Annotated in this window: 19 protein-coding genes and 3 tRNA genes; 17 read left to right on the top strand and 5 right to left on the bottom strand. The window is 52.6% G+C overall.

The features are described 5' to 3' along the window. Positions 1 to 114 precede the first annotated feature (114 nt). Genes recQ through yigL form a run of 3 tightly spaced genes read left to right on the top strand, consistent with a single transcriptional unit; the run spans position 115 to position 3,779 of the window. On the top strand, positions 115 to 1,941 hold the full coding sequence (gene recQ, locus N7387_RS10985) for an ATP-dependent DNA helicase RecQ (protein WP_262860418.1): 1,827 nt from the start codon (positions 115 to 117) through the stop codon (positions 1,939 to 1,941). An 11-nt stretch (positions 1,942 to 1,952) separates the two neighbouring features. Next, positions 1,953 to 2,954 (top strand): lysophospholipase L2, encoded by a 1,002-nt coding sequence (gene pldB / locus N7387_RS10980; protein ID WP_279798916.1) that lies wholly within the window; start codon positions 1,953 to 1,955, stop codon positions 2,952 to 2,954. A 21-nt stretch (positions 2,955 to 2,975) separates the two neighbouring features. Beyond that, positions 2,976 to 3,779 carry a sugar/pyridoxal phosphate phosphatase YigL gene (gene yigL, locus N7387_RS10975; protein ID WP_279798914.1) on the top strand — a complete coding sequence of 268 codons (804 nt, stop codon included), beginning with the start codon at positions 2,976 to 2,978 and terminating at the stop codon, positions 3,777 to 3,779. 122 nt (positions 3,780 to 3,901) lie between these two features. Here yigL and N7387_RS10970 read toward each other — a convergent pair whose 3' ends face one another. The 4 genes from N7387_RS10970 to rsgA all read right to left on the bottom strand — a co-directional run bounded on the left by N7387_RS10970 (position 3,902) and on the right by rsgA (position 11,012). Then, complete coding sequence (locus N7387_RS10970; protein ID WP_279798912.1) at positions 3,902 to 4,825, bottom strand: hypothetical protein; 924 nt, start codon at positions 4,823 to 4,825, stop codon at positions 3,902 to 3,904. A gap of 737 nt (positions 4,826 to 5,562) precedes the next feature. Continuing rightward, positions 5,563 to 8,925, bottom strand: coding sequence for a miniconductance mechanosensitive channel MscM (gene mscM / locus N7387_RS10965; protein WP_274371364.1), 3,363 nt, complete (start codon positions 8,923 to 8,925; stop codon positions 5,563 to 5,565). Positions 8,926 to 8,937: 12 nt separating this feature from the next. Continuing rightward, positions 8,938 to 9,873 carry an archaetidylserine decarboxylase gene (gene asd / locus N7387_RS10960; protein ID WP_262883869.1) on the bottom strand — a complete coding sequence of 312 codons (936 nt, stop codon included), beginning with the start codon at positions 9,871 to 9,873 and terminating at the stop codon, positions 8,938 to 8,940. Between the two features lie 89 nt (positions 9,874 to 9,962). Beyond that, positions 9,963 to 11,012, bottom strand: coding sequence for a small ribosomal subunit biogenesis GTPase RsgA (rsgA, locus tag N7387_RS10955; RefSeq protein ID WP_262860412.1), 1,050 nt, complete (start codon positions 11,010 to 11,012; stop codon positions 9,963 to 9,965). 164 nt (positions 11,013 to 11,176) lie between these two features. Here rsgA and orn point away from each other — a divergent pair, with 164 nt between their 5' ends. From orn to N7387_RS10935, 4 genes are all read left to right on the top strand, one after another. Further along, complete coding sequence (orn, locus tag N7387_RS10950; RefSeq protein WP_279798907.1) at positions 11,177 to 11,722, top strand: oligoribonuclease; 546 nt, start codon at positions 11,177 to 11,179, stop codon at positions 11,720 to 11,722. A gap of 214 nt (positions 11,723 to 11,936) precedes the next feature. Beyond that, positions 11,937 to 12,012, top strand: a tRNA-Gly gene (locus tag N7387_RS10945). A gap of 36 nt (positions 12,013 to 12,048) precedes the next feature. Beyond that, positions 12,049 to 12,124, top strand: a tRNA-Gly gene (locus N7387_RS10940). Positions 12,125 to 12,157: 33 nt separating this feature from the next. Further along, a tRNA-Gly gene (locus N7387_RS10935) sits at positions 12,158 to 12,233 on the top strand. Between the two features lie 692 nt (positions 12,234 to 12,925). On the opposite strand, the gene queG is transcribed toward N7387_RS10935, so the two are convergent. Next, a complete protein-coding gene (queG, locus tag N7387_RS10930; RefSeq protein ID WP_279798905.1) occupies positions 12,926 to 14,083 on the bottom strand; it encodes a tRNA epoxyqueuosine(34) reductase QueG in 1,158 nt (385 codons plus the stop codon). Positions 14,084 to 14,276: 193 nt separating this feature from the next. Here queG and tsaE point away from each other — a divergent pair, with 193 nt between their 5' ends. The 10 genes from tsaE (at position 14,277) to nsrR (ending at position 25,195) form a co-directional block, all read left to right on the top strand. Next, entirely contained in the window at positions 14,277 to 14,741 is a 465-nt protein-coding gene (gene tsaE / locus N7387_RS10925) for a tRNA (adenosine(37)-N6)-threonylcarbamoyltransferase complex ATPase subunit type 1 TsaE (RefSeq protein ID WP_024474246.1), read from the top strand. A gap of 13 nt (positions 14,742 to 14,754) precedes the next feature. Next, positions 14,755 to 16,047, top strand: a complete 1,293-nt coding sequence (locus N7387_RS10920) for an N-acetylmuramoyl-L-alanine amidase (protein ID WP_279798903.1) — start codon at positions 14,755 to 14,757, stop codon at positions 16,045 to 16,047. Between the two features lie 19 nt (positions 16,048 to 16,066). Continuing rightward, the gene (mutL, locus tag N7387_RS10915; protein WP_262864326.1) at positions 16,067 to 17,965 is read left to right on the top strand and encodes a DNA mismatch repair endonuclease MutL; all 1,899 of its coding nucleotides are present in this window, start codon (positions 16,067 to 16,069) and stop codon (positions 17,963 to 17,965) included. Beyond that, the gene (miaA, locus tag N7387_RS10910) at positions 17,958 to 18,896 is read left to right on the top strand and encodes a tRNA (adenosine(37)-N6)-dimethylallyltransferase MiaA (protein ID WP_262882584.1); all 939 of its coding nucleotides are present in this window, start codon (positions 17,958 to 17,960) and stop codon (positions 18,894 to 18,896) included. The genes mutL and miaA overlap by 8 nt, the downstream gene beginning before the upstream one ends. 107 nt (positions 18,897 to 19,003) lie before the next feature. Next, a complete protein-coding gene (gene hfq / locus N7387_RS10905) occupies positions 19,004 to 19,309 on the top strand; it encodes an RNA chaperone Hfq (RefSeq protein ID WP_004241361.1) in 306 nt (101 codons plus the stop codon). A 98-nt stretch (positions 19,310 to 19,407) separates the two neighbouring features. Continuing rightward, positions 19,408 to 20,688, top strand: coding sequence for a ribosome rescue GTPase HflX (gene hflX, locus N7387_RS10900; RefSeq protein ID WP_262882585.1), 1,281 nt, complete (start codon positions 19,408 to 19,410; stop codon positions 20,686 to 20,688). Between the two features lie 86 nt (positions 20,689 to 20,774). Continuing rightward, on the top strand, positions 20,775 to 22,055 hold the full coding sequence (hflK, locus tag N7387_RS10895) for an FtsH protease activity modulator HflK (protein ID WP_279798899.1): 1,281 nt from the start codon (positions 20,775 to 20,777) through the stop codon (positions 22,053 to 22,055). A 2-nt stretch (positions 22,056 to 22,057) separates the two neighbouring features. Then, positions 22,058 to 23,071, top strand: a complete 1,014-nt coding sequence (gene hflC / locus N7387_RS10890) for a protease modulator HflC (protein WP_046894248.1) — start codon at positions 22,058 to 22,060, stop codon at positions 23,069 to 23,071. A 191-nt stretch (positions 23,072 to 23,262) separates the two neighbouring features. Then, positions 23,263 to 24,561, top strand: coding sequence for an adenylosuccinate synthase (locus N7387_RS10885; protein WP_046894249.1), 1,299 nt, complete (start codon positions 23,263 to 23,265; stop codon positions 24,559 to 24,561). 205 nt (positions 24,562 to 24,766) lie between these two features. Further along, complete coding sequence (nsrR, locus tag N7387_RS10880; RefSeq protein WP_004241364.1) at positions 24,767 to 25,195, top strand: nitric oxide-sensing transcriptional repressor NsrR; 429 nt, start codon at positions 24,767 to 24,769, stop codon at positions 25,193 to 25,195. The last annotated feature ends 10 nt before the right edge of the window (positions 25,196 to 25,205 follow it).

Genomic DNA, 25,205 nt, shown 5'->3' with positions numbered 1-25,205 from the left:
TTATCACCGTCCGTGCGGATAGTCTGTTATCTGATGGCAAACTGAGCTAGCATAGAAGCATCTTTTTACCGGCAGAATGCACTGCCCGGATTTCTGTTTCACCTGAGGAGCTGCGTGTCTACCGCTGAAGTCATCAATACCCTGCCCGACGCTGACGCTATCCTGCGCCAGGTCTTTGGTTATCAGCAATTTCGTGCCGGACAGTCCGATATTATCGGTACCGTCACCGGCGGACGCGATTGTCTGGTGGTCATGCCGACGGGCGGCGGAAAATCACTGTGTTATCAGATTCCGGCACTAATGCTGCCGGGGTTGACAGTGGTGGTGTCACCGCTGATTTCCCTGATGAAAGATCAGGTCGATCAGCTGCGCCTGCTGGGGGTGGAAGCCGGTTATCTGAACTCGGCGCAGACCCCGCAGGAACAGCAGAAGGTATTGGAAGGCTGTCACAATAACCGCATCAAACTGCTGTATGTGGCACCGGAACGCCTGCTGATGGGCAGCTTTATCCGTCAGTTACAGCAGTGGCAGCCATCGCTGCTGGCAGTGGATGAAGCGCACTGTATCTCCCAGTGGGGGCACGATTTCCGGCCGGAATACTGCGCGATAGGCGAGCTTCGCCAGCATCTGCCGGGTGTGCCGGTGATTGCCCTGACAGCCACCGCCGATAACACCACGCGCTCTGATATCTGCTCGCGGCTGCGCCTCAGCGATCCGCTGATCCACATCAGCAGCTTTGACCGCCCGAATATCCGCTACACGCTGGTGGAAAAATATAAAGCATTTGATCAGCTGTGGATGTTTGTCCGTGGTCAGAAAGGCCAGTGCGGCATTATTTACTGTAACAGCCGTAATAAAGTGGAAGATGTCGCCGCCCGTCTGCAAAAACGCGGGCTGAGTGTCGCGGCCTACCATGCCGGTCTGGATAATTCACAGCGTGAATGGGTTCAGGATGCCTTCCTCAAGGACAACTTACAGGTCGTGGTCGCCACGGTGGCGTTCGGGATGGGAATTAACAAATCCAACGTCCGGTTTGTCGCGCACTTCGATATCCCGCGCAATATTGAATCCTATTACCAGGAAACCGGCCGCGCCGGTCGTGACGGGGTCAGTGCGGAAGCGGTTCTGTTTTATGACCCGGCGGATATGGCGTGGCTGCGCCGCTGTCTGGATGAAAAACCGGCCGGGCCGCAAAAAGATATCGAACAGCACAAACTGAATGCCATGGGAGCGTTTGCCCAGGCGCAGACCTGCCGCCGCCTGGTATTGCTGAATTACTTTGGCGAGAACCGCCAGACACCGTGCGGCAACTGCGATATCTGCCTGGATCCGCCGAAACAGTATGACGGGCTGGTTGAGGCACAACAGGCGTTGTCCTGTATCTACCGCGCCGGGCAGCGTTTTGGTCTGGGGTATGTTGTGGATGTGCTGCGCGGCTCAAATAACCAGCGGATCCGCGAATACGGACACGACAAACTCGCGGTTTACGGCATCGGCAAAGACAAAAGCCAGGAACACTGGGTGAGTGTGCTGCGTCAGCTGATCCACTTAGGGCTGATAACGCAAAATATTGCCAATTATTCTGCGTTACAATTAACCGAATCCGCCCGCCCGGTTCTGCGCGGCGAGGTGCCGCTGCAACTTGCGGTGCCGAGGATCCAGAATATCAAACCGCGTCAGACTGCCCGCAGTTACGGTGGTAATTACGATAAAAAACTGTTCGCAAAACTGCGTAAACTGCGCAAATCCATTGCGGATGAGGAAAATATTCCGCCGTTTGTGGTGTTTAACGATGCCACACTCATTGAAATGGCGGAACAATGCCCGGTCAGGGCAAATGATTTACTCTTGATAAATGGCGTCGGAGAGCGGAAACTGGAACGATTCGGCGATGCATTTATGGCCCTTATCCGCGAACATCTCACCGGATTTGACGACTAAAGGAGCACCCTATGCTGCCACCGGATACCCTGAAAGCAAGCTGGCTGGAACGCGAAGCGGAATATTCTGCCTTTGTGAACGGTCCGTTACTTGATTTCTGGAACCGGCGGGATGAGCGGGCATTTCAGGGCACGGATGATGTCACTATCCGTTATGTGCAGTTTACTGATCCTGCCCATGACAAAGTGCTGGTGATCAGTTCCGGGCGCAGCGAAAGTTACGTCAAATATCCGGAAGTGCTGTACGATTTTTTCCACCTCGGTTTTGATGTCTTTATTATGGATCACCGGGGGCAGGGGCTTTCTGGGCGGATGCTGGATGATCCGCAAAAAGGCCATGTCGAGCGTTTTGACGACTATATTGATGATTTTTCTCAGTTCACCGGCATCGCGCTGGCGGAGAAAAATTACGCTTACCGCTATGCACTGGCACACTCGATGGGCGGTGCGATACTGAGCGGTTATCTGTTACGCGAGCCGGACACCTTCCGTGCTGCAGTATTATGTGCCCCGATGTTCGGCATCAATTTACCGATGCCGATGTGGCTGGCGAATATGATTGTGAACCGGGCCGATAAACGGCCGTCGGAACGCAATGAGTATGCGGTATCAACCGGGAAGTGGCAGCCGTTGCCGTTTTTAATCAACATGCTGACCCACAGTTACCCGCGGTACCGGCGTTACCTGCGCTGTTATGCTGATTATCCTGCTTTACGTCTCGGCGGACCCACGTATCACTGGTTACGCGAAAGCATTGATATCGGGCAGAAAATAATTGCGCAGGCGGGAGAGATAAACACCCCGCTGATGGTGCTGATGGCATCAGAAGATAAGGTGGTGGACAATCGGGAGTTGCTGGCTTTCTGCGAAAACCGCCGTAAAGCCCGGACAGGACAAGAAGAAGAACATATGCCTCTGACGTTTGAGGGAGCTTATCACGAGATCCTGTTCGAAGAAGACGCGTTGCGCGCTGTCGCGCTCAATGCGATTTGTCATTTTTTCGGACTCCACTAATCAATTTTCAGGAATTTGCATATGTATCATGTGGTTGCTTCAGATTTAGACGGAACGTTATTATCACCTGCCCACAGTTTAACCCCCTACACCAAGGAAACCCTCCGCCTGCTGACCATCAATAAAGGCGTGCATTTTGTGTTTGCCACCGGTCGCCATCATGTGGATGTGGCGCAGATCCGTGATGCACTGGGGATTGATGCGTTTATGATCACCTCCAACGGCGCGCGGGTACATAACACCAAAGGCGAACTGGTATTCAGTCATGATGTGGACCCGGATGTGGCCCGCGAGCTGTGCCTGATGGAGTTTGATAATCCGGATATCCTCACCAACTATTACCGGGGTGACGGCTGGATGATCAACCGGGAAAGCCCGGAACAGAAAGCGTTTTTTCAGGAATCTGTTTTTATGTATGAGCTGTTCGACCGCAATGATTTTCCGGTGGATCAGGTCTGCAAAGTCTACTTCACCTGTGATGACCACGAGAAACTTGTCGCGCTGGAAGCCAAAATCCGTGTGCGTTTCGGTAACAGAGTGAATGTCAGTTTCTCGCTGCGCAGTTGCCTGGAAGTGATGGCCGGGGGGGTTTCAAAAGGTGAAGCGCTGCAGCAGGTAGCAGAATCTCTGGGCTACCGCCTGAATGACTGTATTGCTTTCGGTGATGGTATGAATGACCGCGAGATGCTGGAAATGGCCGGAAAAGGCTGCATTATGGCGGGAGCACATCAGCGCCTGAAAGATATTCTGCCGGAGATGGAAGTGATTGGCTCTAATGCGGATGACGCGGTTGCTCATTATCTGCGCCGGTTATATCAGCAGTAAGTGTTATATTCCGCTGCACAAAAAACCGCCGGATGTTATTATCCCGGCGGTTTTTACCTGAATAAGCGCTAATCACACCCGGCTGGTCTTTTCATTCAGGGGAACATTTTCTCCCCGGTGGCTTACCAGGGATAATTCGCTTCCTGTTTTACCTGTTCAACTGATGCTACCGCCAGCCAGTGGCAATATTGCGGGATAATGCTGCGATCCAGTGTGTCAGGATCTATTGACTGATACGCTCCGTCACGCAGTTTAAATTTAGAAAAGTAGTTAGAGTTATGCACCGCATGAATATGAAAAGTCATTGAATCAATCGGATAATTATCACTGCATGAAATATCCAGAATGCGCTCATACCCGTTATACAGCATGTTCCAGTAATCTTCATTTGCGGCTATTTCTGCGGCATACATGGTCGTCACTCCACGAAACCAGCCGGGCCACTCTCCCCAGTTTTTTGGGTCTTTACCAAACTCATCCATTAATTGCCGGCACCAGTATATTTGGCGGCGTAAAAAAGGAATCATGAGTTCAGAGGAAGACATCAGAGAACTGCCGCAGCCGAAATGACCAAAGTGTTTAACGCCGTGCCGTTGGCAGAAATCCAGCATTTTTTCTTTGAAATCATCATCGATGTGATATCTCCCCCGTCCGTGCACAGGAAAATTGGGGCGAAAATCGGCCAGTTTGGGGGTGAGGAAGATATCTGCATCTGTTCTCAGGAGCCAGGGATACTGAGCTGCAATATCATCAATATGTTCACCTGAAAGACAGCCAATTGAATTAAAATAATGATAGCCTTCAAAAGGTGTCCCTGCTGTAGCGTGTGGCAGGCACGGAATAAGAATAACACCAGGTTCTTTAGGTAAAAATTGTTCCACTTCCGGGTGATGTACTATAAGTAAATCAGAGGAATGATAACAACCACTGTAAATCCAGCTTTTATACAACCAACTGAATTCCTCTAACATTTTTTCTGAGTTATCAATATATGCCATGATACCAAGCGATTTGACACTATCCGTTAAAATATTTTTAATTTCCATATCGTTTTTCTTGTAAGGTGGTTGTAAGTTTGGTCGTTGCCGGTATAAAAATGATAGCGTTTAATTAAACTCTATCATCACCTTAAATTTTTTGCAAAAATACACTTTGTTTATGGGTAGATAATTGAATTAACTTCATAAAATTAAATTCTGCCTGAGAATATACCTGAAAGGGATATGTGTCAGATACAGATATAATAACAAATCATGGTATTATTACTGAATTTTTACTTAAAAAGTAAAGTTAAATCAATAAGATAGTTTTTATTTTTTTTATGTGGTTTTTTGCTTTTTCGACTGGGGGTATGTGCAATGATCATTTCCGGATGAGGCCTCCGGACAGCGGCATATTAAAATCAGCGTTATTATCAGATTGAATACATAGTTTATCTCAGTTCGAACGAGTGGTTAATAAATCTGGCGATGAAAAAAACCTGTTATTAAATGAGGTAAATAAATCAGAAAATAGCTGAAAAAGTGAAAGATATTCTGGTTGACGATTAAAGTATGGTTTTATTGTCAGTAGGAATCTCAGAAATAACATCTAAAGTTCAGGTTGTCCGCATTCAGATTATTACTCATCTTCTGTCGGAAAAAATGTACGATATTATCGGTGCATTCGGTTATATTACTTATGACCCGAATATAAAAGCCGTCTGCAGAGACGGCTCTTATTCTGCCCCGAAAGGACGCGGCACTTGTTCACATCACGGCGGTGTGGATCACTGTCTGTGATATCACAACGCCCCTGATTTCCGTGACGGGTTACGGCCCGACAGATTCTTTGTGCCGCTGCGCAGAATATTCCCCACCATATCCACCCGCGCTTCAAACGGCGGGAACGGCAGAATAATGTTGTTTTCCGCGAAGCTGCGCAGGATATTCTGATGGATCTCATGACGCGCCGGCAGGCGGTGCCCCATTTCAGCGGCGTAGGCGCGCAGTTCAAAGATCTGAATACCTTGTTGTAAATCAACCAGGTAAGCTTCCGGATTTGGCGTATCCAGAATCATTGCCGAGTCCTGTGCTGCCATCAGCAGCAGAATGGTGACCTGCTCCGGATTGGCTTCTGCCGGGACCGGGATGGTCAGGACGATACGGGTGACGGTATCCGAGAGCGACCAGTTGATAAACTGCTCGGTAATAAAGGCTTTGTTCGGAACGATAATCTCTTTGCGGTCCCAGTCTGTCAGCGTGGTGGCGCGGGTGTTGATGCGCGTGATGCTGCCGGTCAGGTCACGGATAGTCACGGTATCGCCGATACGGATCGGTTTTTCGAACAGGATCATCAGGCCGGAAACAATGTTGGCGAAAATCTCCTGTAAACCAAAGCCCAGCCCGACACCCATTGCAGTAACAAACCACTGCATTTTCGACCATTCAATGCCGATCAGTGAGAAGCCGACAATTCCGCCGACCAGTGTGATCGCGTATTTGGTCAGGGTAGTGATGGCGTAACCGGTGCCGGGTGTCAGATCCAGATGCTGTAACAGCGCCAGTTCCAGCAGTGCCGGAAGGTTCCGCACCAGTTGCGTGGTGATGATAATCACCAGAATAGCCACAAAGACAGAGCCGAGCGTGATGGGCTGGAGGGTATCCACGCCGTTGATACTGCTGCTGACATCCCACAAGCGGATATTTTCCATAAAGGAGAAGGCGGTGTGCAATTCAGACCAGAGCAGAATACAGGATACCAGGGCAATCATGGTCAGGATGGAGCGGACCAGCCCGACCGACTGCGCACTGATGGTATCGAGGTCAATGACCTGCTCTTCAATATCAATCACACCTTCCGCGCTGTTGGCATTGCTGTTGACGCCGCTGTCATCATCACTTTTTGCCCGCTGGGCCAGGATTTCAGCACGGCGCTGTTTGGCGCGTTCAAAGGCGATACGGCGGCGCTGGATCAGCATCCAGCGGGTGATGATGTTATAGATCACCAGCAGCATAAACCAGATGGCGACCGAGGTTTCCAGGCGGCCGAGCAGCGCCTGTGAGGTCGCGAGATAGCCGAGCAGAGCAGCAATCGCTGCCACAACCGGAGCCAGCAGAAGCAGCCACCACATCCCTTTGCTGACGGCATTGTCGCCGCTGCCGTGGCGGTCAAGATAGAGCGGAACCCCCGCACGGCGCAGGCTGCTGGTAATGATAAACAGTGCGGCACACAGCAGCAGGAAGCAGAGGCGGCCGAGTGTCGGGGCGAACTCCCGGTCATTGAAATATTCAAAAGTGGTCATTGCCATCATCAGCGGCACAATGACAAAAATAGAAAGCTGATAGAAACGCATTGCCCGTTTAACGCGGGCTTCCGGCCAGCGGAACTGTGCGATAAACAGCCCGTTAGGCCGGGCAAAGGTCGCACAGAACATAAACAGCCACAGCACCGGCGTGGTGGCGCTGACACCGTCACCGATCGCTTTTGCCATCGGGTACTGCCAGGCATTCTGTAACCCGTAGCCGATAGCCGACCACAGCACCGGCAGCGGCAGGGAGACAAGTACAGACCAGAACAGAGTGCGCAGCGTGATAGAGAAGCGATCCAGTGTCACTTTACCGATGCGCTGACTGGTTCTGTCCAGGAATGCCTGATAATGGCGGCGGTAGTTCAGGCCGAAAATCGCCAGCAGCAGGGTGCTGATAATATAGAGTGAAATCTCTTTGTTCTGCCACGAGAACATGGTTTTAAATGCACCGCCGAGCTGCGCCAGGGTATCCAGGGACAGCAGTTTGGTCAGGCTGGTCAGTACTTCAATCGGGTAATTGAGGTAAACCGGTGTGGCATCCGCCACCCAGAACAGATAGCGGTGGGTGTCGTCGCGGACTTCAATCAGCACATCACTGAGCTGACTGGTGGTCACTTTGAGCTTGGTCAGCTCCAGAATTTCGGTATCGTAACCGGAGAGCAGGGAGCCGAGCAGTTCTTTGCGGTTCTGAATCAGTTGCTGATAGAGCGAGGCCTGATCCGCAGGGAGGGAGGCTGTCTGTGACGTATCCGGCTCATTATTATTGCCGGACAGGGCATCGAGCATATTTTCATATTTCAGACGCTCAACACGCAGGTCGGTGATCTCTTTATCCAGCTGCTGCGGTTTCGGCATATCCGGCAGGCGGCTGAGCTGGGCGCGCAGGGCTTCTCCCAGCGCGGTTGAGCCGTTCAGCCACTGTGCCTGCTCCTGAATAGTGCTGAGCACCTGGCGGGCTTTCTGGATATCGGTCGCCGCCTGGCGCTGCATCTCCCCGATATCACTCATGTGCGCGGCCTGATCATTCAGTACCTGCGACAGCTCGCGGTTGATATCAATCTGTTCTTTCAGGTACGGCGGTAAATCACCGGCCTGTTCGGCCAGCAGTTCGGTGCGCTCCAGCGCCAGTTCCGCTTTCTGCTGACGTTTGCCGTTAAGCACGCTGCGCAGCTGCTGAAGTTCGAGATCCAGCCGCTGATAGCGTTTACGCAGCAGTTCGAGACGGATACGGGTCAGTTCCTGGCGGTTATTGGCAGAAAGTTGTGCCAGTTCCAGCTCATTGACCGTTGCTTTGCGTGCCTGGACTTCTGCGGCGGCCAGTGTGGCCTGAGCCTCGGCAAGCGGGGTCAGCGGGGTTGCCAGTCCCTGCTGGCGGGAGGTGGCTTCATTCAGGAGACGGCGGGCTTCGGACTGCTGCTGGGGCAGGAGAGTCAGGGAATCGCTGATTTCGCGGTTTTTGTCCTGCTCCTGCTGTAACAGCCGTCCCTGCTCCAGCAGTTGTCCGCTGAGCTGAATAACCTGCTGCTCAAGGTCGCTGATAGGGCGGGTGGTCAGAATTTTGGCCGGGGAATCACTCTCTTCCAGCAACTGCTGGCGTAACGCTCTGACCAGCTTCGGGAAGTTATCGATGGTGTCCTGATAGCTCTGCGCCCGCTCATTTGCGGCTTTGCTGTCTGCCAGCCAGTTCAGGGTCGCCTGTAACGCCTGCGCCATCTCAATATCTTTCGGATCTTTGCTGCTCTCAATCCGCTTCAGTTCCTGGCGGATCTGCGGCTCGTTGATGTCCGATGCCGCATATACCGCTGTCAGCGGGGAGAAAAGAAAAACCGCCAGTAAAAATGAGATAATCAGGCGCACAGGGGAGAGTCCTCAGTGAGTGGCAGCGGTGTCCGGTTGTGACGGACTTACAGGGCTTTCTTCCGCGCAGGCAGCATCATCTGCGGTGATGCGGGTGGCCAGCAGTTCACCCATGCGGGTGGAAACGCCGTTTGCCAGTGCGCTGTTCAGTGCAACGGTATCCGCCGGGAACAGGTTGATCACGGTGGAGCCGAGCTTAAAGCGGCCCATCTCTTCGCCTTTTTTCAGGTTTACCGCACAGACACTGTCGTGTGCCGGGTAAGTCCAGCGGCGGACAATCCCTTCACGCGGCGGTGTGACCATACCGCACCAGACGGTTTCCATACTGCCGACAATCGTGGCGCCGACAAGAATCTGTACCATCGGGCCGAAATCCGTGTCAAATACACAGATCAGACGCTCGTTACGGGCAAACAGGTTCGGTACATTCGCGGCGGTCAGCGGGTTAACGGAGAACAGATCGCCTGGGACATAGATCATTTCGCGCAGATGACCGTCACATGGCATATGCACGCGGTGGTAGTCACGCGGAGATAAGTAAGTGGTTACAAACTGCCCGTTGCGGAACTGATCCGCCAGCTGCCAGTTTCCGGCGAGCAGGGCTTCCAGGGTGTAGTTATGCCCTTTGGCCTGTAAAATCTGATCGTCACGGATAAGCCCCAGCTGACTGATGGTGCCGTCTGCCGGCAGCGCGAGGGTTTCACTGCCCTGCACGATCGGGCGGACTTCCTCTTTCAGCGCGCGGATAAAAAACTCATTGAAGGTACTGTAAGCGATAAACTCGCTCTCTTTCGCTTCCTGCATATCCACGTTGTAGGCTTTGGCGAATGCTTTGATCGCCAGCTGCGTCAGCCAGCCAAGTTTTTTGTTGGCAAAGCGGCCTGCCAGCTGAGTAAGACACTGTTTAGGCAGCAAATATTGTAATTTTATTTTAAGAGTATCCAGCACATCGACCTCTGGTATTGTTTGTTATCTGCCGGTTTTTCCGGCGAATTCTGAACAAAAGGGGGCTATTGTACCTGTGCTTATTGCGCTTGTCAGTCTTCACCGGCCGTAAAATTACGGCGTGGCTTGACCTGTGCCATACTTTCCAGAATGCGGTGATAATTTTCAAAGCGTTCCGCACTGATTTCGCCGTTCTCCACAGCGTCGCGCAGCGCACAGCCCGGGTCATCCCCGTGTTTGCAGTCCCGGAATTTACAGCCGCCGAGATAATCGCGGAACTCGGTATATCCCTGCGTGACCTGTTCCGGTGTCAGGTGCCACAACCCGAATTCACGCACTCCCGGTGAGTCGATCACATCCCCGCCGTGCGGGAAATGATACAGCCGTGAGGCGGTGGTGGTGTGCTGACCCAGCCCGGAAACATCAGAAACGTTATTGACCAGGATATCGGCGTTTTCCGGCAGCAATGTATTGAGCAGGCTGGATTTTCCGACACCGGATTGTCCGGCGAAGATGGAAATCCGTCCGGCAAGTGCTGCCGTCAGTGCATCAATCCCCTCGTTGGTGTGGCCGGACACTTCCAGCACACGGTACCCGATATTACGATAGATATTCATTAAATCATTGACCAGGTCGCGGCTTTCGTCATTCAGCAGGTCAATTTTGTTGAGGACAATCAGTGGTTCCACACCGAGTGTTTCACAGGCGACCAGATAGCGATCAATAATATTGAGTGATAATTCCGGTAAAATCGCGGAAACAATCACGATTTGGTTGATATTGGCGGCGATCGGTTTTAAACCGTCATAAAAATCCGGCCGGGTCAGTACCGACTCTCGCTCATGCACCGCCTCAACAATGCCGTTAACACGGCCTTCTTCGTTATTCTGCAATGCAGCACGCCAGACCACACGGTCACCGGTGACCAGTGATTTGATGGTGCGGCGCAGGTTGCAGCGCTGTACCGAGCCGTCTGCGGCTTCAATATCCGCATGCTGCCCGAAACGGCTGATTACCTGTCCTTCCTGAGCCTCACCGAACAGGCTGTCTTCAGGCTCCGGGCGGTTCTCTTTGCGCAGTTTGCGCTGCTGGTTTGCCTGAACACGCCGTACCTGACCTTTGGAAAGTTTTTGTTTAGCCAACGAAACCTCGTCTGTTTTGACACCACGTAAAGAAGAAAGTGCCCGCCGGGGTGACTCGCGGCAGGGCGGATTACGCGCTATGATACACCATTCATTTTACCCGTCATCATTCAATCCGTGTGAACAAAAAACAGGCGGATACTCAGGTAACTATAGGATACAACATGGCTAAAAGTGAACAGAACCTTATCTGGATCGATCTGGAAATGACCGGACTTGACCCGGAACGTGACCGGATTATCGAAATCGCCACCATTGTGACGGATGCAAACCTGAATATTCTGGCGGAAGGCCCGGTTCTGGCGGTACATCAGTCTGATGAACAGTTAGGCCTGATGGATGACTGGAATGTCCGCACACACGGTGCCAGCGGGTTAATTGAACGTGTCCGCGCCAGCACGTATTCTGACGCACAGGCCGAGCAGGCGACTATCGCGTTTCTGGAACAGTGGGTGCCGCAGGGGGTTTCTCCTATCTGCGGTAACAGCGTCGGCCAGGATCGCCGTTTTCTGTTCCGTTATATGCCGGCTCTCGAGCAATATTTTCACTACCGTTACCTGGATGTCAGCACCCTGAAAGAGCTGGCCCGCCGCTGGAAGCCGGAAGTGCTGGGCGGCTTCACCAAGAAAAACACCCATCAGGCGCTGGATGATATCCGTGAGTCAATTGCGGAACTGGCTTACTACCGCGAAACCTTTATCCGCCTGTGATAAAAAACGGGGGCTGATTTTCAGCCGCCGATCGGTTAATATTAGTTCGGATTGCGTGTTTTATAGCATATTTGCCGGTTTTATCGGCATCTGAACAAAAAAATTCATTTTTTCGTGCCGGAGGGCTTGCCAGAAAATGAATTTTTCGTATAATGCGCTCCCCGTACCGAGATAGATTTTCAATCGAAAGCGGTGCGGGCAAATTGCAAAATATGCGGGAATAGCTCAGTTGGTAGAGCACGACCTTGCCAAGGTCGGGGTCGCGAGTTCGAGTCTCGTTTCCCGCTCCAATTTTGCAGATTGTCAGGTAATATACCGGTTGTGACGCGGGAATAGCTCAGTTGGTAGAGCACGACCTTGCCAAGGTCGGGGTCGCGAGTTCGAGTCTCGTTTCCCGCTCCAATTTTCAGATAGCCGGATATATACCGTTGTGATGCGGGAATAGCTCAGTTGGTAGAGCACGACCTTGCCAAGGTCGGGGTCGCGAGTTCGAGTCTCGTTTCCCGCTCCAATCTTTTTCTTCTCTTCAGTCCCCCCAAACATTATTTTCTGAATAATCCTTTGCGTGATTTCTGTTACCGGTTCTGCCGGGAAAATTGCTGTGCGGTGCAAATAATCATCACTCACAGGTATCCGCAGCCTAAAACCGGACACACTGAACTTTTGCTGATAATTTAATCGGTTAGATGACTTTTTTTCGTAAATACAGGGAAAAGACTTGCTAATCCCGGCGTGGTGAAATAGAATTTGCGCCCTCTCTGACGAAGGGCAGATGAACGATCACCAGCGGTGATTATTCAGACAGTGAAAGATTACCACCGGCACTTTCTGCACTATCTTTATGTCAGTTTCTGCTTTTCATCACCTTTCATGGGGTGATTAAGTCAAACAGGGACAATTTTTTTGTCCGGATGTCATTTTTTATCCACAGCGCAGCGGGGCATGTTATTCACATCCCGGCGGTTCTGACACACTTTTCTGCACAGAGTTATCCACAGGCCGGTTTTGACGGCTGAATCACAGAATTCCGCGAAATACCGAACGGTCGTATATTTAATATATTGATATTTATATGTTAATTTAATTTATGTGAATTGTGTGACAGCGCTCTTGTATTTTTTCTTCACATTGATAGGCAAGGTCTTTTTATATTATTCACAACACTGAACATTGTGGATAACTTAACGGGATGATGAGGCGGGTTCAGGCGTCGCGCGGTAAACCTTTGGAAATGGCGCGGATCAGGCGTTTTTGTTGTGAAGTCTGTATTTCAATACCTGATTCACCCCGTTTTGCATACTGACGGGTAACCGCCCAGCGGATATGCTCATCAAGCCAGTCAGCCAGTCCGGTTTTTTCTGTCAGCGCAATAATAATTTTATCTTCATACGGTGCGTTGCCGAGCGCGACACTGATGTTTCTCAGCCAGCGCAGATACCCGATGCGCCGGATAGCGGAACCCTCTGTCACCCGCAGGAAAGTGGCTTCATCCCAGGCGAATAGATCCAGCAGTTCCGGTGTATGCAGCCGCTTACGCGGGGAGAAATCCGCCTCGTCTGTCAGTTGTGAAAAACGGTTCCACGGGCAGATAAGCTGGCAGTCATCACAGCCGTAAATGCGGTTTCCCATCAGCGGACGGAATTCTTCGGGGATAGCGCCTTCCAGCTCAATGGTGAGGTAGGAGATGCAGCGGCGTGCATCGACAGTATAAGGCGCGACAATCGCCTGAGTCGGACAGGTGGTCATACAGGCGACACAGCGGCCGCATTGTTCTTCCGCAGGCGTATCAACCGGCAGCGGCAGGTTGATCAGCAGCTCGCCGAGGAAAAACCAGGAACCGGCTTCACGGTTTAAAATAAGTGAGTGCTTACCAACCCACCCAAGACCGGCTTTGGCTGCCAGCGGGCGTTCCAGTACCGGCGCTGAGTCAACAAACGGACGGTAACTGAAGGTATTATCCAGAGCCAGCTCATCACACTCAGCCTGAATCCGCTCTCCCAGCTGCTTCAGGCGCTGGCGCAGAAGCTTGTGATAATCACGCCCCAGCGCATAACGGCTGATATAACCCTGTTCCGGGTTTTGCAGCACAGCAGCAAAAGATGCTTTGGCCGGAAGGTAGTTCATCCGCACACTGATCACCCGCAGCGTACCCGGCAGCAGTTCATGAGGGCGCGCGCGCATCATGCCGTGGCGCGCCATCCAGTCCATCTCTCCCTGATAGCCCGCATCCAGCCATGCCTGCAGCTTCGGCTCTTCCGCACTGAGATCCGTATCGCAGATACCGACCTGCTGAAAGCCGAGTTCGCGTCCCCATTGTTTGATCCGGGTGGCAAGCTGGTGTAAATCAGGGTGAGTGCTCATGAGTGAGTATTTACTTACATTGCAGGTATGATGGTGAATGGTGCGGAGTTTATCACAGACCGTCCGGCACAAAAACTGTGCATTATTGTCGTTTTTCTGCACGCCGTTATGCAGGTATATCACCGGAATGTGGTATGTTTAACGGATTACACGCTCAATTATTTCAATAAAATAACCTGTGACGACAACGAGAATGAAAGAACGTCTGTTTACGCTGGCAGATGAAGCTGCCACTGTCGCGCTCGGCCGTGCATTGGCACAGCAGAGTCAGCGCGGATTTGTCCTGCATCTTTTCGGCGATCTGGGCGCCGGAAAAACCACCTTCAGCCGCGGTTTTCTTCAGGCGCTGGGGCATCCCGGCCATGTGAAAAGCCCGACTTACACCCTGGTTGAGCCGTATGAGCTTTCACCGCGCCCGGTCTATCACTTTGACCTGTACCGCCTGGCGGATCCGGAAGAACTGGAGTTTATGGGGATCCGCGATTATTTCGGGGAAAACACTGTCTGTCTGGTCGAATGGCCGCAAAAAGGGGCCGGTTTTCTGCCGGATGCAGATTTGGAATTGCACTTACGGTATGATGGGGAAGGACGGGAAGCCCGTTTTGCCGCCCGTTCCCCTTATGGTGAAGAACTCCTGGATAAGTTAGCGGAGATGTGAGGAATTACCGATAATGAATGCATATCTGACACGGAAATCTGATGTGGCTGCCGTTTCATGGCTGACGGCGCTGTTTTTCAGCGTGAGCCTGCTGTTCAGTGCAGCCGGAAACGCGGCGTCCCTGACGAACATCAATGTGAGCAACAACGGCTCTCAGGGCACATTACAGCTCAGTTTTGACGGCAAACCGCAATATAAACTGTTTCCGCTGCATGACCCGGAGCGTCTGGTGATCGACATCCGTCAGCCGCAGAAAATTACCGGTCTGCCGATCAATCTGAATAACGGGCTGATTAAAGTGGTCAGAGAGAGCCGCGCGCCGGATGCTCAGCATCAGCGTATCGTGCTGGAACTGGCGGATAAAAATAGTTTCCGTGATGCTGCGGATAGCAGCGGCCTGACTATCACCCTGACCGGCAAAAACAGTTATACCGCCGCCCCGGTGGCTGCCGTACAACCGGTCACCACCACAACCGGTAAACCGCTGCGCATGAACAGCGGCAGTGCGGCTCCGGCAGCAACCACCCCGGCCGCCGCACCGGCACAGGCAAAAATTCCGGTGGTACCGACAGGCAAACTGCCTAAAAACAGTCGTCAGGTCGTGGTGGCGATTGATGCCGGACACGGCGGGAAAGACCCGGGCGCTATCGGTCAGAACGGGCTGAAAGAGAAAAATGTCACTATCAGTATCGCCCGCAAGCTGGAAAAGCGTCTGAAAGATGACCCGATGTTCAAACCGGTACTGACCCGTGACGGCGATTATTTTATCTCGGTGGCAGGGCGCTCAGAAGTGGCGCGTAAATTCGGCTCCAACATGCTGGTGTCTATCCATGCGGATTCCGCACCAAACCGCACCGCGACCGGTTCGTCAGTCTGGGTGCTCTCCAACCGGCGGGCAAACAACGAATTAGGTAACTGGCTGGAACAGAGCGAGAAACAATCCGAACTGCTCGGCGGTGCCGGTGATGCACTGGCAAACGGTGCCGATCCGTATCTCAGCCAGGCGGTGCTGGATCTGCAGTTCGGTAACTCTCAGCGCGTCGGTTATGCCGTGGCGCAGGATGTGATCCGTCAGCTGCGCCAGATAGGCAAAGTACACAAAAGCACGCCGGAGCACGCGAGCCTCGGGGTGCTGCGTTCACCGGATATTCCGTCCATTCTGGTGGAAACCGGCTTTATCAGTAACAGCACTGAAGAACAGCTGTTAGGATCCGATACTTACCAGGAACAGGTCGCTGCCGCGATCCACGGCGGATTACGCGCATATTTTACCGCGAATCCGTTACAGGCTGCACCGTCCAAATAACAGGAGAACGGGGGCAATTATGGCGATCCGGATTTTACCGCCGCAGCTGGCAAACCAGATAGCCGCAGGCGAAGTGGTTGAGCGCCCGGCATCGGTGGTGAAAGAACTGGTGGAAAACAGCCTGGACGCCGGTGCCACCCGTATCGATATTGATATTGAGCGCGGTGGTGAAAAGCTTATCCGTATCCGTGACAACGGCTGCGGTATTGCCAAAGACGAGCTGGCGCTGGCGCTGGCCCGTCACGCCACCAGTAAAATTGCCACACTTGACGATCTCGAAGCCATCATGAGTATGGGGTTCCGCGGTGAGGCGCTTGCCAGTATCAGCTCGGTATCCCGCCTGACCTTTACCTCCCGCACCCGTGAGCAGAATGAAGCCTGGCAGGCGTATGCCGAAGGGCGTGAAATGGACGTGACGCTGAAACCGGCGGCGCATCCGGCGGGCAGTACCGTGGAAGTGCTGGATCTCTTTTTTAATACGCCAGCGCGGCGCAAATTTCTGCGTACTGAAAAAACCGAATTCGGTCATATTGATGAAGTGGTGCGGCGTATCGCGCTGTCCCGTTTTGATGTGGCCATTAATCTCACCCACAACGGCAAACTGATGCGCCAGTACCGGCCGGTTAAAGCGGATGATCAGCAGGAGCGTCGTCTCGGGGCTATCTGCGGTACGGCTTTTATGCAGCAGGCGCTGGCGGTAACCTGGACTCACGAAGCGCTGGAGATCCGCGGCTGGGTGGCCTCACCGGCAGATTACAACGGCCCGGCGGATTTACAGTATTGCTATGTTAACGGGCGGATGATGCGTGACCGCCTGATCAACCACGCCATCCGTCAGGCCTATGAAGACCGGCTGAGCGGCGATCAGCAACCGGCTTATGTTCTCTATCTGACTATCGATCCGCGTCAGGTGGATGTGAATGTCCATCCGGCCAAGCACGAAGTGCGTTTTCATCAGGCGCGGCTGGTGCATGACTTTATTTACCAGGCGGTGCTCAGTGTGCTGAAACAGCATGAGCAGCCGGTCTCTCTGTTTGAACCGGATCCGTCAGCGCCGCAGACGCAGCATGTGCCGGAAAACCGTGCGGCAGCCGGTAAAAATATGTTTGAGCGTGAGGACGTACTCACACCGCCGCCGCACCGGGAAACCACCGGGGGCGGCGCGTCTCACAGCAGCCGCAGCAGCGGAAAACCGGCATATTCTGCGGATAAACCCGGATACAGCCCGAAAGAAGCCGGAATATATCAGTCACTGATGCAGACACCGGCAGAAACTAAGCCGCAGCTGTTTCCGGAAAAAAGTACTTTTCTGTCAGAAAACCGGATCAGCGCCGCAAGTGAGCCGGTGACGGAAAAAAGTGAGCGTGTAAGTTTTGGTAAAATCCTTACGCTTTATCCGCCGTGTTATGCGTTAATTGAGACAGATGCCGGTATTGCGCTGTTTTCCCTCAGCAAAGCATCACATTATCTGCGTTGTCAGCAACTGATCCCGGGAGAGCAGGGACTGAAATCCCAGCCATTGATGATCCCGCTTCAGATGGCGTTAAACGCACAGGAGTGTGAGACATTTACGCGGTTTGCCGGGGTATTGCGTACTTTCGGCATAGAAGGCTCAGTTTTCCGTGGAAAAGCGACGATTCGTACGGTATCGTTACCGCTTCGTCAGCAAAATTTACCGCATCTTATCCCTGAATTACTGCGTTTTCTGGCTGATAACCCGGAGGCGGATGAAAACGCCATTGCCTCGCGGCTGGCAGAGATGCTGGTCAGTGAACCGGCGGTTCAGAGCAAAGCGCAGGCAGTGCAGCTGCTGGCCGATGTGGAACGGCTGTGCCCGCAACTGGTGCGCAGACCGCCGTCAGATTTAGTGCAATTAATTGATTTAACTGAGGTCGTTGCAGCATTACGTCATGAGTGAACAGAATCATCATAAACCCGCAGCCCTGTTTCTGATGGGGCCGACGGCTTCAGGAAAAACCGCGCTGGCGATTGAACTGCGTCAGCACCTGCCGGTGGAAATCATCAGTGTGGATTCCGCACTGATTTATAAGGGGATGGATATCGGGACCGCAAAACCCGATGCTGCCGAACTGGCACTCGCCCCGCACCGGCTGATTGATATTCTCGATCCGTCAGTGGCCTATTCCGCTGCCGATTTCCGCCGTGATGCGCTGGCGGCAATGCATGAGATAACCGCGCAGGGAAAAATTCCGCTGCTGGTCGGCGGAACCATGATGTATTTCAAGGCGTTGCTGGAAGGATTATCGCCGCTGCCGTCCGCTGACCCGGAAATCCGGGCACAGATTGAGGCGCGGGCGGCACAGGAAGGCTGGCAGGTTCTCCATGATGAACTGAGCCGGATTGATCCGGTCGCCGGGGCGCGGATCCATCCGAATGATCCGCAGCGGCTCAGCCGGGCACTGGAGGTCTATTATATCTCCGGAAAAACGATGACAGAACTGACGGAAACGGCCGGGGAAAATTTGCCCTTTAATGCTTATCAGTTTGCCATTGCACCGGCAGACCGTAAAATATTGCATCAGCGCATTGAGATGCGCTTTCAGATGATGCTGGAAGCCGGTTTTGAGGACGAAGTCCGTGCGCTGTATCAGCGCGGGGATCTTCATCCGGATTTGCCGTCGATCCGTTGTGTCGGCTACCGCCAGATGTGGTCATATCTGGCCGGTGAAATCAGTTATGATGACATGGTGTATCGGGGCATTTGCGCCACCCGTCAGCTTGCCAAGCGGCAGATGACGTGGTTGCGGGGTTGGGAAGGCGTTCAGTGGCTTGACAGTGAACAGCCTGAACAATCTCTTAAAGCCGTTATGCAGGTTCTTCGTGCATAGCGCCGTTGATTGTGTACAATTAACGGGTTACGAAAGTTTTTGAGTAGTTATTTTTCGAACCCAGTTTGGGTTTCATTTAAAAAACAACAAAATAAGGAAAATACAGAATGGCTAAGGGGCAATCTTTGCAAGATCCGTTCCTGAACGCATTACGTCGCGAAAGGGTTCCGGTTTCTATTTATCTGGTCAACGGTATTAAATTGCAGGGTCAGATCGAATCATTCGACCAGTTTGTTATTCTGCTGAAAAACACGGTCAGCCAAATGGTTTACAAACACGCGATCTCTACCGTCGTACCTTCCCGTCCGGTTTCTCACCACAGCGGTGGCGCAAACCCGGGGACCGGCGGCAGCAATTACCACCAGTCAGCCGGTAACGGTGGTGCGCAACAGGATACTGATGGCGCTGAATAAGTCAGTGTGCAGTTATCAATCGCGGGAAAACATAGGTAGGGAGACTTTACCTGTGTTTTTTCCTGCGTGTTTTTCACTCAGCCTGAGAGGTTCTGCCGTTGTTTGACAGGTATGAAGGCGGTGAACGGGCCGTACTGGTCCACCTGTTTTTCTCACAGGATAAGAACACTGATGATCTCAGTGAATTTGAATCCCTTGTGACATCCGCGGGTGTGACACCTGTTCAGATAGTCACCGGCAGCCGTAGTGCCCCGCACCCGAAATATTTTGCGGGTGAAGGTAAAGCGGAAGAGATTGCCGATGCTGTCATGGAAAGTGACGCCGATGTGGTGCTCTTTAACCATGCCTTAAGTCCGGCGCAGGAACGCAACCTCGAGCGTTTATGCCAGTGCAGGGTGGTTGACAGAACCGGGGTTATCCTCGATATCTTCGCCCAGCGGGCACGGACACATGAAGGTAAATTACAGGTGGAACTGGCGCAGTTACGCCATCTTTCCACGCGTCTGGTTCGCGGCTGGACGCACCTTGAACGCCAGAAAGGCGGGATTGGTCTGCGGGGGCCGGGTGAGACGCAGCTTGAGTCCGACCGCCGGATGCTGCGGGATAAAATCAAACAGATTTCAGGGCGTCTGGAAAAAGTGGAACGCCAGCGCGGACAAGGCCGTCAGGCGCGCAGTAAAGCGGATATTCCGACGGTGTCTCTGGTCGGTTACACCAACGCCGGGAAATCCAGTCTGTTTAATCACATAACTGATGCGAAAGTCTATGCGGCGGATCAGTTATTTGCGACACTCGATCCAACCCTGCGGCGGATTGATGTCGATGATGTCGGCACGGTGGTGCTGGCGGATACGGTCGGGTTTATCCGCCATCTGCCGCATGACCTGGTGGCGGCATTTAAAGCCACGCTGCAGGAAACCCGCGAAGCGACACTGCTGCTTCATGTGGTGGATGCGGCGGATAACCGTGTGGATGAAAATATTCATGCGGTTAATACAGTTCTGGAAGAGATTGATGCACATGAAATTCCGGTTCTGATAGTGATGAATAAAATCGATATGCTGGACGATTTCGAACCGCGTATCGACAGAAATGAGGATAACCTGCCGGTCAGGGTCTGGCTTTCAGCACAGACCGGAGCAGGGATCCCGTTGTTGTTCCGGGCGCTGACGGAACGCCTTTCCGGTGAGATCGCACACCTGGAATTGTGTCTGCCTCCTTCGGAGGGCCGTCTGCGCAGCCGTTTTTATCAGCTTCAGGCGATTGAACGTGAGTGGCTTGATGATGATGGCCGGATTTGCCTTGAAATCAGGCTGCCCATTGTTGACTGGCGCCGCCTCTGCAAGCAGGAACAACAGTTAGCCGATTACGTTATCTGATTATCAGCGGCGTAATATATTGATTGAGAGCGCGTTTTTGTGCTCTTAGCCCTGAAAAACCGATCATAAAAGAGTGGAGCGAAGGCATGGCGTGGAATCAGCCCGGTAATAACGGACAGGACCGCGACCCGTGGGGGAGCAGCAATAAAGGCGGCAACTCCGACGGTAACAAAGGCGGCCGGAACCGTGGGGCATCTGATCTCGACGATCTGTTCCGGAAAATGAGCAGAAAACTCGGTGGTCTGGGTGGCGGTAAAGGCGGAAATAATAATGACGGGCAGTCCGGCGGAAACAATCGTCCTCCGGTACAGTTTGCCGGCGGACGAATTATCAGTCTCGCCATTGCCGCCATTGTTGTTGTCTGGGCCGCAACCGGCTTCTATACGATTAAAGAAACGGAACGCGGCGTGGTTACCCGTTTCGGTAAATTCAGTCATGTGGTTCAGCCGGGTCTGAACTGGAAACCGACATTCATTGATCGCGTCACTGCGGTTGATGTGGCGACCGTCCAGGATCTGGCGACCAACGGCATGATGTTAACGGCTGACGAAAACGTCGTCCGCGTCAATATGAACGTCCAGTTCCAGGTTGTGAACCCGGAAGAGTATCTCTTCAGCGTCACCAACCCGGGCAACAGTCTGCGTCAGGCGATGGACAGTGCGGTGCGCGGGGTTATCGGTAAGTTCACCATGGAGAAAATCCTGACGGCGAACCGTACCGTGGTCCGTAACGAAACCCAGAAAGTTCTCGAAGAGACAATCAGACCTTATAAAATGGGGATTGCGATTGTCGACGTCAACTTCCAGGAAGCCCGTCCGCCGGCTGAAGTCCAGGCCTCATTCGATGACGTGATTGCCGCGCGTGAAAACGAACAGCAGTCCATCCGTGAAGCGGAAGCGTACTCGAACGAAGTTCTGCCGCTGGCAAAAGGTAACGCGCAAAGCATGATCGAAAGCGCACAGGCGTATAAAGCCAGTATCGTGCTGAAAGCGCGCGGTGAAGTGGCCAGCTTCTCGAAAATGCTGCCGGAATACCGTGCGGCACCGGATATCACCCGTGAACGTCTGTACATTGAGACAATGGAACGTGTGCTGAGCAATACCCGTAAAGTGATTGCCAATGATAAAAGCAACAGCATGATGGTGCTGCCGCTGGATCAGATTATGCGCGAGCAGAGAGCTGCTTCTCAGACTGCACCGGCGAAAGCCGCTGCCTCGTCATCATCCGCACCGGCAACACAGGCACCGGCAGGCCGTCAGGCACAAAACAGCACCCGGAATCCGAATGTACCCGCTGAATACAACAACACGTATGATCTCAGCAGTTCGGGTATCCGTGGTAACACTGAACGCACAGGGAGACAATAATCATGCGTAAGTATTTAGCCGTTATTGTTATTCTGGTTTTAGGCGTTCTGTATGCGTCTGTCTTTACCGTTCAGCAGACCGAGCGCGGTATTGTGCTGCGCTTTGGTAAAGTTCTGCGTGATGCGGAGAACAAACCGATTGTCTATGAACCGGGTCTGCACCTGAAAGTACCGTTTATTGAAACAGTGAAAATGCTGCCTGCCCGTATCCAGACACTGGATATCCAGGCTGACCGTTTCCTGACAAACGAAAACAAAGACCTGATCGTCGATTCTTACCTGAAATGGCGGATTAGTGATTTCAGCCTGTATTATCTCGCAACAAACAGCGGTAATATTAATCAGGCTGAAAACCTGCTGAAGCGTAAATTCAGTGACCGTCTGCGTTCTGAGTTCGGTCGTCTGAGCGTGAAAGAGATTGTGACGGATTCCCGCGGTACATTAACGACGGAAGTCAAAAATGCACTGAACGAAGGGAGCTCCGGTAACGATCCGCAGGCAACTGATGCTGATAACGCTATTGCCGATGCGGCAGCGCGTGTTCAGGAAGAAACCAAAGGCGCACAGCCGCAGGTGAATCCGAACAGTATGGCGGCGTTAGGTATCGAAGTGGTGGACGTCCGTATCAAGCAGATCAACCTGCCGGCGGAAGTCTCCGAAGCTATCTTCCAGCGTATGCGTGCAGAACGTGAAGCTGTGGCGCGTCGTCACCGCTCACAGGGTCTGGAAGAAGCCATGAAGATTCGTGCGGTGGCGGATAAAACCCGCACTGAAATCCTGGCCGAAGCGGAGCGCCAGTCACTCTCCCTGCGTGGTGCGGGTGATGCGGAAGCCGCTAAACTGTTTGCGGATGCATTCAGTCAGGACCCGGATTTCTATGCGTTTATCCGAAGCCTGCGTGCTTATGAGCAAAGCTTCAAACCCGATGGCAACGACATTATGGTGTTAAGCCCGGATACGGATTTCTTCCGTTACATGAAGGCACCGACATCATTGCGTCCGGCTTCAGGCCAGTAAGTCCGGTAACCGCATAACCGGTACTGAAAAATCGTCAGCATGCTGATGGTCGCACTCTGATGAAGAAAGCCCGCTTAGGCGGGCTTTATTATGGACATTGATCAGGTGACTTTCATAAAGTGGATAAAAAGTGCTGAAAGGGCGGTCATGAGATGCTAGAATCCTTTTTTAAGCAACCAGGTAAAAACGAAATGGGTAAGAACGTTGTCGTATTGGGCACCCAATGGGGTGACGAGGGCAAGGGCAAAATCGTCGACTTGCTGACTGAACGGGCTAAGTATGTTGTTCGTTATCAAGGTGGCCACAACGCGGGTCACACTCTGGTTATCAACGGTGAGAAAACCGTCCTGCATTTAATTCCGTCAGGTATTCTCCGCGAAAACGTCGTCAGCATCATTGCTAACGGTGTTGTACTCGCACCCGATGCACTGCTGAAAGAAATGACTGCACTGGAAGAGCGTGGTATTCCGGTGCGTGAGCGTCTGCTGATTTCTGAAGCATGTCCGCTGATCCTCCCTTATCATGTTGCGCTGGATAATGCCCGTGAGAAAGCACGCGGCGCGAAAGCTATCGGCACAACAGGGCGCGGTATCGGGCCTGCATACGAAGATAAAGTTGCCCGTCGCGGTCTGCGCGTGGGTGATCTCTTCGATAAAGAGACCTTCGCTCAGAAACTGAAAGAAATCCTTGAGTATCACAACTTCCAGTTAGTGAACTACTACAAAGAGCCTGCGGTTGACTATCAGAAAACCCTGGACGAAATCATGGCAGTGGCGGATATCCTGACCGGTATGGTTGTGGATGTGTCTGATCTGCTGTACAAAGCCACCGTTAACGGTGAGCTGGTGATGTTTGAAGGCGCGCAGGGTACACTGCTGGATATCGACCACGGTACCTATCCGTATGTGACCTCCTCAAACACCACTGCCGGCGGTGTTGCCACCGGTTCCGGTTTAGGTCCGCGTTATGTGGATTATGTCCTGGGTATCATCAAAGCGTATTCCACCCGCGTGGGTGCCGGTCCGTTCCCGACCGAACTGTTTGATGAAACCGGTGAATACCTGCGTACCAAAGGCCAGGAGTTCGGTGCGACCACCGGACGCAGCCGCCGTTGCGGCTGGCTGGACATCATTGCTATCCGCCGCGCTGTGCAGATTAACTCCCTGTCAGGGTTCTGCATGACCAAGCTGGATGTGCTGGATGGTCTGAAAGAAGTGAAAGTGTGTGTCGGTTACCGTTTACCGAATGGTGAAATCATCGAAACCACACCACTGGCTGCGGATAACTGGGAAGGCATCGAGCCAATCTATGAAGTGATGCCGGGCTGGACTGAAACCACGTTCGGGGCGAAGACCCGCGAAGCACTGCCTCAGGCAGCACTGGATTACATCCGCCGCATTGAAGAACTGACAGGTGTTCCTGTTGATATTATTTCAACCGGTCCGGATCGTTCTGAAACGATGATCCTGCGCGACCCGTTCGACGCATAAGATCGTTCAGGTGATACCAGTCAGGGCCGGGCATGTTTGTCCGGCCTTTTGTTTTCTGACGCCGGGATTTCTGACTGTGTAATGACAGAAAACCCGGCGTTTTTAACGACAAATTTTGCTTAATAAGCAAAAGACACACATAATGATTATCCATTACTTATCATGTGTTCCCCCGTACGGGTTCACAGAATTTCCGGGGTAAAATGTGCAGTTAACCAGTTTTACAGATTATGGCTTGCGGGCGCTGATTTATATGGCGTCACTTCCTGATGGTAAAATGACCAGCATTACGGAAGTGACGGACGTTTACGGCGTATCCCGTAACCATATGGTCAAGATAATTAACCAATTGAGCCATTTGGGTTATGTCGAGGCGATTCGCGGCAAAAATGGCGGGATCCGCCTGGGAAAACCTGCTAATACTATAGGTATCGGTGAGGTTGTCCGCGCGCTCGAGCCGTTAACACTGGTGAACTGCAGCGGTGAATTTTGTCACATTACCCCGGCTTGCCGGCTGAAGTCGGTACTGAATAAAGCCATCCGGGAGTTCTTACAGGAACTGGATAAACACACGCTCGCTGATATGGTGCAGGACAATCAGCATCTTTATAAATTGTTACTGACGGATGAATAATGCCGTTCAG

It is taken from the genome of Morganella sp. GD04133 (assembly GCF_029835375.1).
Taxonomy (GTDB): domain Bacteria; phylum Pseudomonadota; class Gammaproteobacteria; order Enterobacterales; family Enterobacteriaceae; genus Morganella; species Morganella morganii_B.
Note: the sequence above shows the minus strand (reverse complement) of the source record. Positions and strands in the feature narration are given on the sequence as shown.